This is a genomic window from Pedobacter sp. KACC 23697, from assembly GCF_045348445.1.
Lineage (GTDB): Bacteria > Bacteroidota > Bacteroidia > Sphingobacteriales > Sphingobacteriaceae > Pedobacter.
This window is the reverse complement of sequence record NZ_CP157485.1, coordinates 3,275,855-3,293,128: the sequence shown is the minus strand read 5'-3', so window position 1 is coordinate 3,293,128 and position 17,274 is coordinate 3,275,855. Positions and strand designations below refer to the sequence as shown.

Sequence of the window (17,274 nt, the reverse complement as noted above, 5' to 3'; positions counted from 1 at the left end):
CTCCGCACAAAGTCAAAAATTTTTAAACTAATCTTAAACTAAACAAAAAATTATGAAAAAAATGTACTTAAAGTGTTTGAGTATATTATTGTTATGTTTCATAACAATAAGTGCTTTTGCACAGAAAACCGTTACCGGTACGGTAAAAGACGATACTGGTAACCCTATCCCTGGGGTAAGTATCCTCGAAAAGGGAACTCAAAATGGCACATCTACTAATGCTGATGGTAAATTCAGCCTTACCGTTAAAGAAGGTGCTAAATTGATTATTAAATCTATAGGTCTGGTTACTCAGGAAGTTTCCGCTTCTAATAACCTAACTATTGTGATGAATGATGATTCTAAATCACTTAGTGATGTTATTGTTACGGGCTTTGGTGTTAAAAAAGATGTTAAAAGGCTAAGTTATTCTGCAACAGCTGTGGGTGGTGCAGAGTTAGCACAAGCCAACAATGCCAACGTGGTAAATGCTTTGCAAGGCAAGGTAGCGGGTGTGATGATCAATCAAGGCGCCAGTGGTCCTACTTCATCATCAAGGATAAGAATAAGAGGTAATTCATCACTAAGTTCGAACACGCAACCTTTAGTGGTTTACGATGGCATACTACTAGAACCAGGTACTTCAGGAGCAGATTCATGGGGAGATGCTGCAGATTTTGGTAATATCATGAAAAATATCAACTCTGATGATATTGAAAGTATTAGTGTGCTAAAAGGAGCTGCTGCTTCGGCATTATATGGTTCTAAAGCTGCGGGTGGTGTACTACTTATCACCTCTAAAAAGGGAAAAACTTCAAAAGGTTTAGGTGTAACAGTGTCACAAACCAGTTCTTTTGATGATGCTTATAGATTTGTAGATCTTCAAAATGAATATGGAGGTGGTATTTCACCTGTATTTGCAAAAGATGCAAATGGAATGGATGTTGTTGACCAATCAGCAGGTTATTATGTGGGTGGTTATTCTTTCGGTCCTAAATTGGATGGGCGAATGGTTAAAGATTTAGACGGGGTAGTGAGGCCATGGGTAGCGAATAATCCATTAGATTATTTTAACACTGGCAAATTTATAAATACCAACGTGTCAGTTGAAGGTGCAAATGAAAATACAACTTACCGTTTAGCTTATACCAATTTGTACAACTCAAGTGTTTTACCTGGTAATAATTTAAAAAGAGATGCGTTCGCGCTTAGGGTAACAAGGGTAATTTCAAAAGCTATTTCTGTTGATGCCAGTGTAAATTATACTATGTCAAATTCTTTGAATCCGGCAAGGCAGGGAAGTGCAAACAATCCATTATTTGCATTTACCTATTATAAACCTAGAAACGTTGATTTGAGTGCTTATATAGATAATAATATCAATCCCGTAACTGGTGGTGCTCTAGGTTCAAGCAATCGTAATGTTTATGACCCTTATGGTATCGGATCATTTGCCTACACACTTCAAAATGATAACAGAACACAAAAGGAAAATAACTTGCTGGCAAATATTGATGTAAATATCAAAATTCTTCCATGGCTTTCTGCTTTAGTAAGAACCAATACAAACTTTTATAACATTGCTTATGAAAGAAAAAATAGAGGTAGTGGTGTTGCTTTTTCAGGTGGTGATTATGAAATCACTCAAAATACAAATAAATCATATCGCATTCAAGGATTGTTAAATGCAACAAAGGAACTTTCGAACAATTTTGAATTAAATGCATCTTTAGGAGCAGAAACCTATCAGAAAAATCTAGGTAATTCTGCTTTTTATAACAGGTCTTACACAAATGGGGGGCTTAAAATTCCTGATGTATATTCAATTGCTAATTCTATTAATCCTGCCTCAACAACTGCCTATCCAAATTTAGGTGAGCGTACAGATGCGGTTTATTTGTATGGTGATATTACATGGAAAAATATGCTGACTTTAAATTTCAGTGGTAGAAATGACTGGTCATCAGCATTAACCTATAAAGATGGTCATGGTAATTATTCATACTTCTATCCAAGTGTAGGTTTGTCGTGGATATTTACTGAATTACCTGCATTTAAAAATAGTTCAATATTATCTTTTGGTAAGTTAAGAGCATCTTATTCTTATACAGGCTTGTCTGCTCTGTCACAATATACTAATACAGCTGGTTACTATAGGTTACAAGATGGTACTTTTAATAATGCTGGTGGTGGTAACCAATCTGTTTACGGGTTTAGCGATAATATTCTTAAAAACAATAATTTAAAGAACGAGTTAACCAAGGAACTTGAAATTGGAACTAATTTAGGCTTTTTAAAGAACCGTATTAATATTGATTTTGCTTACTACAAGAAAAATTCTTACAATCAAATTTTAAGTTTTGCATTACCACAAGAGTCTGGCGTTAACTCTCAAGCTTTAAATGCTGGTAATATCCAAAATCAAGGTATTGAAATCTTATTAACTGCAAAACCGATTGTATCAAAAGATTTTAACTGGAATGCCTCAGTAACTTTTACGCGTAACCGTAATAAGATCTTAGAATTGGCACCTGGTGTTGAAAATTATGACCTTGATTTAGCTTTTGGTAATGATATCACTTCCGTGGCCAGAGTTGGTGAAACATATGGTTCATTGATTACAGGCTCTGCCTTTTCATATTATCAAAAGAAAGATGCAAATGGTAACCCAATTGCAAGTCCAAGCAATGGTAAAAAAGTGTTGGGTAATACAGGTTATGGAACTACCGGAGGTTATTACACTTTTGTAAGATCTCAGGATTATGACGGTACCAAGAAAAATTTAGGTACCATGATGGAGAATTATCTCGCTAGTACCAGACAAGATTTATCTTATAAAAACTTTACTTTTGGTTTTCAAATAGATGCTAAGATTGGTGGTTTAATGGCATCAGGAACCCACCAATATGGATCAGCCAATGGTTCGTTTGCCAATTCACTTTTTGGTAGAGATGAGGCATCAGGTGGTGTAACCTATACTGATGCGAATGGTGTTATACAGCATGATGGTATTATCCCTGATGGTGTATTAAACGACGGATTAAAAGCTAATGGAGTAGATTTAGGTGGAATGACTTATGCCGAAGCAGTGAAGCAAGGTTTATTAAAACCAATTCCGGCTTATGCTTATTATGAAAACTTAAGTCAATGGTCTAGTGGAATTAGAGAATATTCGGTTTTTGAAAACTCTTGGGTAGCGCTTCGCGAGGTAACTGTTGGATATAATGTTCCTGGTAAGTATTTGTCCAAATTAAAGATAAATACACTAAGCTTAAATTTAACAGGTAGAAATATTGCTTATTTGTATAAAACTGCGAAAGATGGTATTAATCCTGAAAGTATTTTTAGCAATAGGGCAGGTGCTTTTGCTGAATATGGAGGCTGGCCTTTGGTTAGAAGTTTAGGTTTTAATATCAGGGCATCGTTTTAGTTATTAAAGAAATATAGATATGAAAACTATAAATAAAAGAAAAATATATTTCCTTATGGTTTCAGCTTTGCTTGTGGCAGGCGGATGTAAAAAGGAGAGTTTTGTTGAAGCAAATTTGAACCCTACCACATTATATGAGATTAAGCCAGAGGATCAATTTCTTCGTGCTGCAGTAGGTTCACAAGACGATTTTGAGTATTTTGCAGATGTATACCGCGCAGCCAACTTGTGGATGCAGTATGCTACTTTAAGTACGGGAAATGGATTGAATTTTAATAATGTTGGTTCACAGTTTAATACGCGTTATGGTAAAATATTTTATGGCAGACTAGGCCCAGCTTTAGTTGATGCGATTAAAAATATCGAATCGATGCCTGATGCAGATAAAAATGCAAGAGTAAATATGAAAGCAATTTCACAGATACTTTTGTCTTACTATGCATTTTACGTAAGTGATATCAATGGAAGTATTCCTTATACTCAGGCTTTTCAGGCAAGATATGGTGGTACGACAACACCAACTTATGATACCCAACAAGCCGTTTTTGCAAAAGTAGATGCCGAATTGAAAGCAGCGGTAGCTACTTTAAAAAGCAATGCAGCCGGACAGATTAGCCTTGGAGGAAATGACCCTTACTTTAATGGTGACGCTACACTTTGGGCTAAAGCAGCAAATGCTTTACGTTTAAAAATTGCAGTACGTTTAATTAAGGTTGATCCTGCCAAAATGAAATCAATCGCTACTGAAGTATTAGCTGACCCGGTACAAATGGCTGGTGTTAACGATTCATGGATGCTTAAAGTAGGCCCGTATTATGCAGATGGTAGCGGTAACTACAGTCCAGCCAATTTTGCTGCTGGTAAGCCTGTATTGGATTTTATGGTAGCTAAAGGTGACCCAAGGTTGTCTGCATTCTATCGTCCAAATGCAGCAGGAAATTATGTAGGTAGTTTTACAAGTCCAGATGAAGCAAAATTACCTGCAAATGCACCAATCTATGCATCACTAGATAATCTGTCACAATTACAACATAGGTTGTTTACACCCAATTTCAATGAAAACGATGGCTTAGGTGCTGGTACAGGCAAAGGATTTTTTCCTGTTTTAACTTATGCCGAATATTGCTTTTTACGAGCAGATCTTGCGGCCCGTGGTGTTACTACAGATGTGGCTGAAACTTGGTATAAAAATGGAGTTTATGCTTCAGTTCAATTCTATAGTGATAGAGCTGTTGATGCCAAGGTTGCAAACTTTAACGCAGTAGCAACTTCGGCTATTGATACCTATTATAATAAGGTTGGTATTAAATTCGATGCAACTAAAGCAACAGAACAAATTGCTTGTCAGGCTTACCTTGATTTCTTTAGGCAGCCATTAGAGGCGTGGGCCTGGTGGAAAAGAACTGGCTTTCCCAACAATACATCGGTGTTGGCATGGTCCGATCTTAAAGCAAATGGTACAACACTTGTTTTAGCACGTAGAGCTGGTATTGATCTGTTAAGTACAACCAATTTAAACTATGCAAATCAACAGGCAGCAATTGTCGAAATGGCCAAAAATCCTGATTTTGGTTCCGGACCAAATGATGCCTTTGGTCGTGTTTGGTGGGATAAAAAATAATCACTAAATTGAAAGAACCCTTAGTAGTCTACTAAGGGTTCTTTTTAATTAAAAGCAATGAAATTATTGAATGTTTTTTATCGCCTAAGTTTTTTCTTGATCGTAGCCCTCGCTCCGTCATGGATTAAAGCTCAGGAAAATTTAGTATCTGCAACGAAACTAAATACGATCAAACTTATAAATTTAGACGGCAAGGAAAGTCGGATTAATTTAGATAAACCAACAGTGATTGTCTTTTTAAGTCCTGAATGCCCATTATGTAAAAATTATTTACCAGGCTTGGTAAAACTTCAAAATGAGAATAAAGGCATTAATTTTTATGGTGTTATTCCAGGTAAGAGTTATTCATCAAAAGACATAAATGCGCTAAAGACTGAGTATGGTATCAATTTCGGTTTATTAACAGATAGAAATAAGCAATTGTCTAAATATTTAAATGCTACCACCACGCCAGAAGTATTTTTGATCAATAAAATGGGCGCAATAACCTATAGTGGATTAATTGACAATTGGGCTTCCTCGCTAGGTCAAAAACGACTGGTAATTACAGAGAAATACCTTGAAAAAGCAATAAAAGACCAATTAAATGGCAAACAGACATTCAAAAAAACCATTCCTGTAGGTTGCTTAATTAACGACATATAATGAGTCTGAAATCTTTATTATTAAAAAGTATTGCCATTTTAATGAGCACGTTCACTTTTTTGAGTAGTGTTAAAGCCCAAAAAATAACTTATTACAAAGACGTTGCGCCCATTATTCAAAACAAGTGCCAATCTTGCCATAGACCTGGAGAAGCCGCACCCTTCTCCTTGTTAACCTATGAGGATGTTGCAAAAAGAGCTTCCTTCATTAAAAAAGTAACTCAATCTGGTTACATGCCTCCATGGAAACCAGACAATCACTATCGGTTATTTAAAAACGATAGATCATTGACAAATGAAGAAAAGCAAACCATATTAAAGTGGGTTGACGCTAAAATGCCGATGGGGGATGCTGGTGAAAAACCAAAAGTGGCTGTTAAAACATATATAGAAGGTACACAGTATTCAAGAAAACCGGATCTTGTTTTAAAAACAACTTCAGCATTTAAAGTTTTAGGCGATAACAGAGAGCGTTTCATCGTTTTTAAAATTCCATTTGATATCGGTACAGAAAAAAATGTAGAAGCAATAGAGTTTTTTTCTTCCAATAAAAAAGTTGTGCACCATGCCAACTTTGCAATTCACCCTGTAGCTAATGAGATAGATATTAATCAAGGAGCTGAATTTTTGAATTTAACTGAAGACGACAGAACAAAATATTCGCAGTATTTTCCCTTTAAAAAGACAATGACCTATTATGGAGGCTGGATCCCAGGAACATCATACGAATCTTATCCTAATAATTTTGGCTGGGTTATGCCAAAGCGTGGTGTCATATTGTTAACCATACATTATGCTCCGGTTTCAAAAGAAGAAGAAAATATTTCAGGTGTAAATTTCTTTTTTAAAAAAGAACCAATCGAAAGAAAGGTTGAAGTGATTAGCTTAGGATCGGCCGGCGTTGGTGAAAAATCCATAGAGCCTTATTTTTTTATTCCAGCGGATTCGGTAAGGAAATTTGAACTTAAAATTACCACACCGCAAGACCAATCCTTGTTATACATTTGGCCACACATGCATTATTTAGGCAAAGTGTTCAGGTCATATGCTGTTACTCCTCAAAAAGATACGATACAGCTTGTTTCTATTCCATCCTGGGATTTTAGGTGGCAGGAAATCTACCAGTTCGATAAATTGGTGAAAATTCCGAAAGGTTCCATATTAACTATCGAAGGTACTTACGACAATACGAAGGAAAATCCTCATAATCCCAGTAGTCCGCCACGAAACGTTTACTCAGCAAATGATATGAAATCTACAGATGAAATGCTGACTATGTTACTTGTGTTTTTGCCTTACAAAGAGAATGATGAACAAATTATTTTAAAATAAAGAGGCTACCTGAGAATAGTGTTTTTTAATTTTTGGCTTGATTTAATATTAATTTCATGAAAATAACAATGTGGTTATCCGCACTTCTATGCATGCTGGGGCTTGTTATTGAAAATGCGAACGGTCAAACGCCTTTGTTTACTTTATTATCGGCAAAAGAAACGAACATTAATTTTGTAAACAAAGTAATTGAAACCGATTCGTTGCATATTATGAATTATGAATATCTGTATAATGGATCAGGTGTTGGAGTGGCAGATTTTAATGGCGATGGCTTACCTGATATATTTTTTTCAGCCAATGAAATAGATAATAAATTGTACCTAAATAAGGGTAATTTAAGGTTTGAAGATATTACCAATAAAGCCAATGTAGGTGGCAATGGTACTTGGGCAACTGGAGTCTGCATTGCTGATGTAAATGCAGACGGGTTACCTGATATTTATGTTTGTCATTCTGGTAAATTTCCGGATAACAAACTTAAAAATGAATTATTTATTAACCAGGGGTTGAAAGCTGGAGTGCCGGTTTTTATAGAAATGGCAGAAGCATATGGGCTGGATGCTCCCGGAACCCAGTCTACCCAAGCAGCATTTTTTGATTATGATAATGATGGTGATTTAGATATGTTTTTGTTAAATCATTCTAATCAAACTTACAAACCTTTCTTAAATACCAAAAAGATACGTGCTACACCCAACATGAAATTTGGAAATCGTTTATTCAGAAATGATTCTAAAAACAACCAATTTCATTTTACAGATGTAACATTAACCTCTGGAATCATTAATAATGCTTTGAATTTTGGTTTAAGTATTTCGGTAAGTGATTTAAATAACGATGGTTGGCCTGATATTTATACTTCAAGTGATTATACTGAGCAAGATTGTCTTTATATTAATAACAAAAATGGAACTTTTTCAGAAAGTATCCGAAAATCCATCAGGCATATTTCGAAGTATTCTATGGGTTCAGATATTGCCGATTATAACAATGATGGACGTCCTGATATCATTACGCTGGATATGCTACCCGAGGATAACCATCGGCAAAAACTGCTTAAGGGGCCAGATGAATATGATCAATACCATTTGCTAATTGATAGTGGATATTACCAACAACAAATGAGAAATATGCTTCACTTAAACGAAGGGTTAGCCGAAGATGGTAGCTTACGTTTCAGTGAAATTGGGCAGTTGGCAGGTGTTTCTAATACCGATTGGAGCTGGGCGCCTTTATTTGCTGATTTTGATAACGATGGCTGGAAGGATTTATTTGTTTCTAATGGGTATTTGAGAGATTTTACCGACATGGATTTTCTTAAATATACAGTTGCCAATGCTCAAAAAGAATCGTTAAAGCAAGGCAGCTTAAAATTCCAGACGTTTGATTTGGTAAAAAAAATGCCATCAAATAAAATATCAAACTACATTTTTGCTAATAATCATGATCTGACCTTTACAAATAAAACAGTAGAGTGGGGTGTATCTGCACCTTCAGTTTCAAATGGTGCAGCTTATGCCGATTTAGATAATGATGGTGATCTGGATTTGATCGTTTGCAACATCAACTCACCAGTAATGGTGTATAAAAACAATTTAGAGATACAAAAATCAAATTATTTAAAAATTAAACTTAAGGGAGCAGGCTTAAATACAGCAGCAATAGGTGCTAAAATTTATGTTAAAACGGCCGAAAATCAGCAGTATCAGGAAAAATATGTGGTTCGTGGTTATCAATCCAGTGTAGATCAAAGTATCTGTTTCGGTTTAGGGAAAAATACTGATATCAGTTATGTTAAAATTATTTGGCCAGATGGTAAGGAAAGTTTGTTGGAACATGTAAAAGCAAATCAGACATTAGCTATTAGCCAGGAAGAAGCTCTTTATAAAAAACCAAATCTTATTAACACAAAACCACTATTTATTGATGGTACACTGACATCTGGCTTGAAATTTAAACATATCGAAAATGATTTTGTCGATTTTAAAGGTGAAACACTGTTACCATATCAGCTTTCCAAATATGGTCCCGCTTTGTGTAAAGCAGATGTTAATCAGGATGGTATAGAGGATATTTTTATCGGTGGTGCAATTGGTCAGTCAGGTAGGTTGTTTCTAGGAAATAAGGATGGTAACTATAGTCAGCCCGCCAATCAACCTTGGGAAGGAGATAAAGCAAGTGAAGATGTTAATGCTATTTTCTTTGATGCAAATGGTGATGGAAGCCCGGATTTATGGATAGTGAGTGGTGGAAACGAGTACGACGAAAATTCGCCTGAATATCAGGACCGACTGTATTTAAATAATGGTAAGGGAATATTTACCAAGATAAATGATGCATTGCCGGGAATGTTTAGCAGTAAGCAAGCTATTGCTGTTGCCGATTTTGATAAAGATGGCGATTTAGATGTTTTTGTCGGCGGTATGAGCAAGCCGGGATCTTTTCCTTTATGTAGTAAAAGTTATTTATTACGTAACGAATCAAAAGGTGGAATTGTTAAGTTTACCGATGTTACAAAAGAATTTGCACCTGAATTAGAATATCCAGGTATGATTATAACTGCAGTATGGCAGGATTTAAATGCCGACGGGTATCCGGAACTATTAGTTGGTGGAGATTGGATGCCAATAATGAAATTTAAAAATAATAGGGGGCAACTACTTTATGAGAAAGATTCAGGCTTGGAAAATTCGGATGGTATGTGGAGTAAAATTGTACCTATTGATGTAAATAATGATGGTGCAATGGATTTTATTACTGGAAATTGTGGCTTGAATAATCAATTTAAAGCTAGTAGCCAGCAGCCACTAACTATCTATGCTTCAGATTTTAATGGAGACGGTGTGATGGATCCGATCATTTGTTATTACATTCAAGGTAAAAACTATCCAATGGCATCCAGAGATGAGTTACTTGATCAGATGGTGCAGTTAAAAAAGAGGTTTTTAAATTATAGTACTTATTCAGATATAACAATAGATCAGCTATTTAAGCCGGAACAACTGGATAAAAGTCAGAAATTTTTTTGTAAACAACTCGAAACATCTATTTTATTAAACGATGGAACTGGAAAATTTACAATTAAAAAGCTGCCAATTGAAGCACAGTTTTCGCGGACTTGGGGCATTATTGTAGATGATTTTAATAAAGATGGCAAAGATGATATTCTTTTGGCTGGCAATTTTTATCCCTACAGAGTGCAGCTCGGTCAGGCTGATGCCAGTTTAGGTTTACTTTTAATTGGAAACGGCAACGGTGATTTTAAACCTTTAGCTCCATATGATTCAGGATTTTATATTGATGGAGATGTTAGAAATATGATTGAGATTAAAGGGAAGACAAACAAAATCATTGTCGTTAAAAATAATGATCAGGTTGAACTGCTAAAGGCTAATAATTAAACCAAAGTAATGAAGAGATATTTGTTTTTGTTTATTTTCAGCATTGCAATAAATGCTAATGGCCAGTGGCATAAACATGAAAATGACCCTTTGCCTTTACATAGGTCGCAAAAAGCACTTTCAGATATTATCGTAAGTGACATATTTTCTCCTCCGGTTGCCAGTAGAATATTTGTTTATGCAAACATCGCCGCATACGAAATTCAGGTTAAAAATAGTAAACAGTTTTTATCATTAAGTGGTCAATTGAATGGCTTCAGGGGCATCCCCAATCCCAACCAAAAACAAATCAGCTATTCGCTGGCTGCGACATACGCCTATTGGCAAATCGGAAAACGGCTTGTTTTTTCTGAACAAGCAGCCCTAGATAGTTTAGATAGCATACTTTCATGGTATAAGGCTAAGGGCTATCCTGATTCGATAGTGCAAAATTCAATTTTATATGGTAAAACGGTATTAGATACGGTGTTAAAATGGGTTGATCAGGACCAATATAAAGAAACACGTAAATTAAGAAGATACAGTTTGGTAAAGCAAGAAGGTAACTGGTCACCAACGCCTCCTGGCTATATGGCAGCTGTTGAACCTTATTGGAATAGAATAAGGCCACTTGTAATGAAGTCAGCCGATCAATTTAAACCCGCAGTCCCTCCTCCATATAGTAAAGATAAAAACAGCGCTTTCTATATTAATGCAAATGAAGTTTACACGGTTGGTAAAAACCTGGATGAAAAACAGCTGGATATTGCTAAATTTTGGGATTGCAATCCTTTCTTTTTAAATCTGAATGGACATATGAATTATGCAACGAAAAAGATTTCTCCTGGAGCACACTGGATTTCAATAGCTGGTATCGCTAGTCGTTCAAAAAAATTTAATTATATGCAAAGTTGTTTTGCTTATACTTATACCTGTATGGCTTTATTTGATGCTTTTATAAGCTGTTGGGATGAAAAATACAGAAGTAACTATATCCGGCCTGAAACATTCATCAATGCTAATATAGATGAAAACTGGCGGCCAACTTTGCAGACACCTCCTTTTCCTGAATATCCGAGTGGACATAGCGTAGCTTCAACAGCCGCAGCATTTGTACTCACTAAAATATTTGGAGATAATTTTAAATATCAGGATAATACAGAGACTGATTTCGGATTGCCTGTGCGAAGTTTCACCTCTTTTAACCAGGCTGCTAATGAAGCTGCCATTAGTCGGCTTTATGGGGGTATTCATTACCGTCCAGCTATAGAAAATGGTCAGGTTGAAGGAAGGAATATTGGCGCATATCACGTCGAAAAGCTTAAAATGGAAAATATTAAGTTTAAATAACATCACATGAGAAAAAGATATACCATAATGATTGCTTTGATTGCGCTGGGTAAGTTTTCAAATGCCCAACGAAACGATATCCTCAAAGAATCAACGAAATACGAATGGCCAAAAGAAGAAGCGGTAAAAAAGAAACTGGAACACTGGCAAGACCAAAAATTTGGCATGATCATTCACTGGGGCGTATATGCTGTTCCTGGGATTATTGAATCCTGGTCAATCTGTTCGGAAGACTGGATTGAAAGAGATAGTACCATGAAATACGATGATTATAAAAAATGGTATTGGGGATTAAGTGAGAAGTTTAATCCAACAGCATTTAACCCGGAGCAGTGGGCAAAGGCAGGTAAAGATGCCGGGATGAAATACCTGGTGTTTACCACCAAACATCACGATGGCTTCGCCATGTTCGATACCAAAGAAAGCGATTACAGCATTGCAAAAGGTCCGTTTGCGAATAACCCTAAAAAAGATGTTGCCAAATATGTGTTCGATGCTTTCCGTAAGCAGGATTTCATGATTGGTGCTTATTTTTCAAAGCCCGACTGGCATTCGCAATATTATTGGTGGGATAAATATGCTACCCCAAATAGAAATAATAATTACGACATCAGGAAGAATCCATGGCGTTGGAACAAGTTTAAAAGCTATACCCAAAACCAGATTGGCGAGTTGATGAATAATTATGGCAGTATTGATATTTTATGGTTAGATGGTGGTTGGGTAAGACCTTTGGCTTCAGTAAATGAAGAGGTACTTTCATGGGGTGCGCCTATTCCGGAGTGGAGCCAGGATATTGATATGCCTAAAATTGCCGCCATGGCCAGAAAAGCGCAGCCTGGTTTAATTATGGTAGATCGAACCGTACACGGGCAATACGAAAACTATCAAACCCCTGAGCAGAAAATCCCTGAAAAACAATTGGATTACCCTTGGGAAAGCTGTATGACCTTAGGCGGCGCCTGGGGTTTTGTACCTAACGATCAATATAAACCGGCAAAAGAAGTAGTTCATAAACTGGTAGAAATAGTGGCTAAAGGCGGAAGTTTACTTTTGGGTGTTGGACCTAAAGCAGATGGAACCCTGCCCGATGATGTGGTTACAAAGCTGGAAGAGATTGGTCAATGGACGAGCAAAAATGGCGCAGCCATATACGACACAAGAATTACCAAAAACTACCATGACGGGCAAAACTGGTTTACCCAAAGTAAAGATGGCAAAACCGTTTATGGGATTGCGCTATTGGATGGTCATGCGCCGAAAGAAATTTCCTGGAAGGGGAGCATTCCTAAAAAAGGAACTTCTATTACGCTATTAAGCAATAAGCAAAAAGTGAAATGGAAATTGACAGACGGCAAAGTACATTTTGATTATCCAAAAACCGATGAGAAAATTGCGTTGACTTTCTCTTTTACGCCCGAAACCAATTAGTGATGCCGAAACAGAAAAGATACCTGTTTTTATTGTCTGCATTGTTTTTAAGCAGCAGCCTTTTTGCCCAGGTTAAAAAAAGCCAATCTTTACCCTATAAAAACCCAAAGTTAAGTATAGATTTAAGGGTAAAAGACCTGATCTCGAGAATGACTCCGGAAGAAAAATTCTGGCAGTTATTCATGATTCCGGGTGACGTAACCGAACAAAATAAAAACCAGTTCAAGCACGGTATTTTTGGCTTGCAGGTAAGTGCAGCTGCGCAAGGCAGCGGCAATGCACAACAGATGTTAACCTACAATACCGCTGAGGATGGACTTTCGCTGGCTAAAAAGGTTAACAAAATTCAAAAATACTTTATTGAAGAAACCCGTTTGGGCATTCCAATTATTCCATTTGACGAGGCTTTACATGGTTTGGTTAGGCAAGGAGCTACGGCTTTTCCCCAATCAATTGGTTTAGCAGCTAGTTTTGATAGTACTTTAGTAGGAAAAATTGGTACAGCTATCGCCACAGAAGCCAGGGCACGTGGTTTAAGAGATCTTTTGGCACCGGTAATTAATATGGCTACCGATGTAAGATGGGGCAGGGTAGAAGAAACCTATGGAGAAGATCCCTATCTAACCACTGTGCTTGGCCATGCTTTTATGAGCGCCATAGAAAAACAGAATATTATTGTCACACCAAAACATTTTATTGCCAATGTTGGCGATGGTGGCCGCGACAGTTACCCCATCGAAATGGACAAACATTTTCTGGAAGAAATCCATTTTCCTGCCTTTAAAGATGGCGTTAAAAAGGTAGGCATCCGTTCATTAATGACGTCCTACAACAGCGTTTTTGGTACACCTGCAACCTCCAGTAAATGGCTGCTTACAACTAAGCTGAAATCGGAGTGGGGCTTTAAGGGTTTCGTCATTTCCGATGCAGGTGCAGTTGGAGGCGCTAATGTTTTACATTTTACGGCTAAAGATTATAAAGACGCCACAGCACAATCTATTAATGCCGGACTCGATGTAATCTTTCAGGTTGATTATAACCATTATAAACTTTTTCTCCCAGCATTTTTAGATGGCAGTATTCCAAAATCAAGAATAGATGATGCTTTAACAAGGGTGCTGAAAGCTAAATTTGAACTGGGGCTGTTTGAGCATCCTTACGTAGATGAAAGTATTGCCGAAAAGATGTTAAGCGATCAAAGTAATCGCAATTTGGCCAAAGAAGCAGCTTTAAAATCTTTTGTATTGCTAAAAAATGATAACAATACACTTCCGTTAAAAAGTACAAAGCGTATCCTGATCTTAGGAGAGGATGCTATTGAAGCCAGGTTAGGTGGCTACAGCGGCACTGGAAACAATAAGATTAATATATTAGATGGCCTGAAAAGCGCAGTATCTAATGATGTTCAGGTCAATTATTTAAAAGGCAGTAGCAGAGAACTGCATGCTTATCTTCCAATTGATAGCCAGTTTCTTTCCAATAATGGGAGAACAGGATTAACAGGAACTTATTACAAAGGGCTGCTGCTCTCTGGAAAACCAGTTAAAGAAATTAATGATAAGGTAATTAATTTCAGTTGGACATTATACCCGCCAGATGAACAGCTCCTGCTGGACGATTATTCGGTAAGATGGGATGGTAAAATTAAAGTGCCACAAAACGCTGATGTTAATATCGGATTGGAAGGCAACGATGGATACCGATTATACATGGATAGTCAATTATTGATCGACAACTGGGATAAAAAATCTTTCAATACCAGGACCGTTCCTTTTCATTTCGAAAAAAATAAGGAATATGCCATTAGGGTCGAATTTTTTGAACCTAAGGGTAATGGTAAGATCAAACTGATTTGGGATCATGATATCAAAAAATCAAACGAAATAGCTGATGCTGTAGCTGCCTCAAAAAATAATGATGTAATCGTATTTGTTGCCGGAATAAAAGAAGGAGAGTTTTTAGATCGGGCGATGTTAAATCTGCCCGGAAATCAAGAATTGTTGTTGAATGAACTCGCAAAAACAGGAAAACCTATTGTCGTCGTACTAACTGGTGGAAGCGCCATCAATATGCAACCCTGGTTAAATCAAGTAAGCGCAGTTTTAAATGTATGGTACCCTGGCGAAGCCGGAGGTAGTGCCATTGCAGATGTATTGCTTGGCAAAGTAAGTCCGTCAGGTAAACTTCCCATTACTTACCCGGTTGATGAATCGCAATTGCCCCTGGTTTACAATCACAAGCCAACCGGAAGAGGCGATGATTACAACAACTTAAGTGGCGAGTCGCTTTTTCCATTCGGATATGGATTAAGTTATACCAGCTTTTCTTACCAAAATTTAAAGTTTGACCGCAAAAGTATGGCTAAAAATGAAACTGCCACTGTAAGTTTCGAGCTGAAGAATACAGGTCATTACGATGGTGAAGAAGTGGTACAACTGTATATGAGGCCATTGATCAGCAAATTGGCACAGCCTGTTCTTGCATTGAGGGGTTTCCAGAGGGTACATTTAAAAGTAGGTGAAACCAAACTCATTTCATTTAAACTGGATAAAGAAGTACTTCAAACACTTGATATTAATAATGTTTGGGAAGCAGCCCCTGGAGAATATAGAATCATGATCGGATCATCCAGTAAAGCACTTTATTTGAAAGATAACTTAATTGTGAAGCCGTAACCACGCCCCTGGTGGTTGGCTATAAACCATATCAAAAAAAAAAGCCGCAGATTCTGGTCAAATCTGCGGCTTTTTTTAAGATTAATCTAGTCCATAATTCTTTAGTGCAATGGAAACATAGCCATTTTGTACAGACATGTTAAGATTAGAAAAAGTAATTGTTTTATCGGTAGCATTTATAACTCCATTAACCGTAGAGCCGTTTGCATTTGCTGTGGCAGATACTGGAATATATCCTGAACTTATCTTAACAACTAAGGTCGAACTTGGGTTATAGCTATTAATGTTATAAACATAGGTTGAGGTAGTATTTACTGGTGGGGTAGAAATTGTTGCTGCAATATGAGTCCCATTAAGTATTAATCCATAATAAGTTGGTGTATTACTCATTGTTGTAACCCTGAAAGAATACGTGTATGTAGGATAGCCATATAAATAGTTTAAGGCAACAATGTCATTTGTATTAAATGAACGATCTACACCATTATTGCAGGCCAGCATAAATGAATTCGGCTCGGCAGAAGCTGGAGTTCCAGGTATTTGAATTGCACCTGAAAATCTCTGGGGGTCAGCACTATTATAGCTATTACCTTCATTTCCACTCTGCTGCGGACAACTATAACCCCGGTCGTAATAGTCAGTATGTCTTAAACCTATGCAGTGCCCTATTTCATGTTGTATTACCGAGGTAATATAGCCAACATCTGGGTTTGTGCCAAACGCAGCAGGATTTGTATTTAATCCAATTTGATTAAATGGATTTCCAGAAAAAGGGAAACCGCCAAAGCCTAACGTAATGCCTGTAGGAGTAGGAGCGTCGTTGAAACCAATGATATCAATATTTCCATTGCTACTAACTAGTTGGAAGTTGATTTTCAAGTTTAATGAGTTATATCTTGCAATGGCGTTACTTGCTGCTGTCGAATAAATAGCAGGTAAATTTGAAACAGAAATTGTTATTGTACGGGGTAAGTTTTGAACCAGATTATAGGTTTGATACTGTTCTGATTTAGCGATGATTAAGTTTGATGAGTTTTTAGCCTTACCTAGCGAAGATTTTGGTAGAAAAATATCTCCCTCCACAATGTATCCATCTTTCATAACTGTTACGTTATTGGTATTAAATCCCATTTGTTTAATGCTAGCTAGTACAGATTCAGATATTTCATTATGTTGTTCTATTTCTAATTTTTTGTTTTTAGAACAGGAACAGACCATGAAAAGGAATAACATGGCAAAGAGCGAATAAATTTTTTGTTTGATCATGGCTTAAATTTGTTTTGTAGGTTTATGGTTACATTATTATAGATTCAATATACGTATAAATACTGTCTATTCCTATTTAAATTAAATGAAAGTAGACATAAGTGTTATTGATAAGACGGCATGATTTTTTTTTAGAATTAAACACCTCATTTTAAACTTTCCA

At 36.7% G+C, this 17,274-nt stretch carries 9 protein-coding genes; 8 read left to right on the top strand and 1 reads right to left on the bottom strand.

Going from position 1 to position 17,274, the window contains the following annotated elements; translation table 11 throughout:
* Positions 1–52: 52 nt before the first annotated feature.
* The 8 genes from ABEG20_RS13100 to ABEG20_RS13065 are packed head-to-tail and all read left to right on the top strand — an operon-like array spanning position 53 to position 15,845.
* The gene (locus tag ABEG20_RS13100) at positions 53–3,409 is read left to right on the top strand and encodes a SusC/RagA family TonB-linked outer membrane protein (RefSeq protein ID WP_406823782.1); all 3,357 of its coding nucleotides are present in this window, start codon (positions 53–55) and stop codon (positions 3,407–3,409) included.
* Positions 3,410–3,428: 19 nt separating this feature from the next.
* A complete protein-coding gene (locus tag ABEG20_RS13095; RefSeq protein WP_406823781.1) occupies positions 3,429–5,030 on the top strand; it encodes a SusD/RagB family nutrient-binding outer membrane lipoprotein in 1,602 nt (533 codons plus the stop codon).
* Positions 5,031–5,087: 57 nt separating this feature from the next.
* Positions 5,088–5,675 (top strand): redoxin domain-containing protein, encoded by a 588-nt coding sequence (locus ABEG20_RS13090; RefSeq protein WP_406823780.1) that lies wholly within the window; start codon positions 5,088–5,090, stop codon positions 5,673–5,675.
* A complete protein-coding gene (locus ABEG20_RS13085; RefSeq protein WP_406823779.1) occupies positions 5,675–7,006 on the top strand; it encodes a cytochrome c in 1,332 nt (443 codons plus the stop codon). Before ABEG20_RS13090 ends, ABEG20_RS13085 begins: the two co-directional genes overlap by 1 nt.
* A 56-nt stretch (positions 7,007–7,062) precedes the next feature.
* The gene (locus tag ABEG20_RS13080) at positions 7,063–10,410 is read left to right on the top strand and encodes a VCBS repeat-containing protein (protein WP_406823778.1); all 3,348 of its coding nucleotides are present in this window, start codon (positions 7,063–7,065) and stop codon (positions 10,408–10,410) included.
* A gap of 9 nt (positions 10,411–10,419) precedes the next feature.
* Entirely contained in the window at positions 10,420–11,739 is a 1,320-nt protein-coding gene (locus tag ABEG20_RS13075; RefSeq protein WP_406823777.1) for a vanadium-dependent haloperoxidase, read from the top strand.
* Positions 11,740–11,745: 6 nt separating this feature from the next.
* Positions 11,746–13,170, top strand: a complete 1,425-nt coding sequence (locus ABEG20_RS13070) for an alpha-L-fucosidase (RefSeq protein ID WP_406823776.1) — start codon at positions 11,746–11,748, stop codon at positions 13,168–13,170.
* 2 nt (positions 13,171–13,172) lie between these two features.
* Positions 13,173–15,845 carry a glycoside hydrolase family 3 N-terminal domain-containing protein gene (locus tag ABEG20_RS13065; protein ID WP_406823775.1) on the top strand — a complete coding sequence of 891 codons (2,673 nt, stop codon included), beginning with the start codon at positions 13,173–13,175 and terminating at the stop codon, positions 15,843–15,845.
* An 81-nt stretch (positions 15,846–15,926) separates the two neighbouring features.
* Here ABEG20_RS13065 and ABEG20_RS13060 read toward each other — a convergent pair whose 3' ends face one another.
* Positions 15,927–17,111, bottom strand: coding sequence for a M57 family metalloprotease (locus ABEG20_RS13060; RefSeq protein ID WP_406823774.1), 1,185 nt, complete (start codon positions 17,109–17,111; stop codon positions 15,927–15,929).
* Positions 17,112–17,274 lie beyond the last annotated feature (163 nt).

Excerpts from the sequence above, each read along its gene's own strand:
- ABEG20_RS13060 (WP_406823774.1), bottom strand. The coding sequence starts at position 17,111 with ATGATCAAACAAAAAATTTATTCGCTCTTTGCCATGTTATTCCTTTTC.
- ABEG20_RS13100 (WP_406823782.1), top strand. The coding sequence starts at position 53 with ATGAAAAAAATGTACTTAAAGTGTTTGAGTATATTATTGTTATGTTTC.
- ABEG20_RS13085 (WP_406823779.1), top strand. The coding sequence starts at position 5,675 with ATGAGTCTGAAATCTTTATTATTAAAAAGTATTGCCATTTTAATGAGC.
- ABEG20_RS13090 (WP_406823780.1), top strand. The coding sequence starts at position 5,088 with ATGAAATTATTGAATGTTTTTTATCGCCTAAGTTTTTTCTTGATCGTA.
- ABEG20_RS13065 (WP_406823775.1), top strand. The coding sequence starts at position 13,173 with ATGCCGAAACAGAAAAGATACCTGTTTTTATTGTCTGCATTGTTTTTA.
- ABEG20_RS13095 (WP_406823781.1), top strand. The coding sequence starts at position 3,429 with ATGAAAACTATAAATAAAAGAAAAATATATTTCCTTATGGTTTCAGCT.
- ABEG20_RS13070 (WP_406823776.1), top strand. The coding sequence starts at position 11,746 with ATGAGAAAAAGATATACCATAATGATTGCTTTGATTGCGCTGGGTAAG.
- ABEG20_RS13080 (WP_406823778.1), top strand. The coding sequence starts at position 7,063 with ATGAAAATAACAATGTGGTTATCCGCACTTCTATGCATGCTGGGGCTT.
- ABEG20_RS13075 (WP_406823777.1), top strand. The coding sequence starts at position 10,420 with ATGAAGAGATATTTGTTTTTGTTTATTTTCAGCATTGCAATAAATGCT.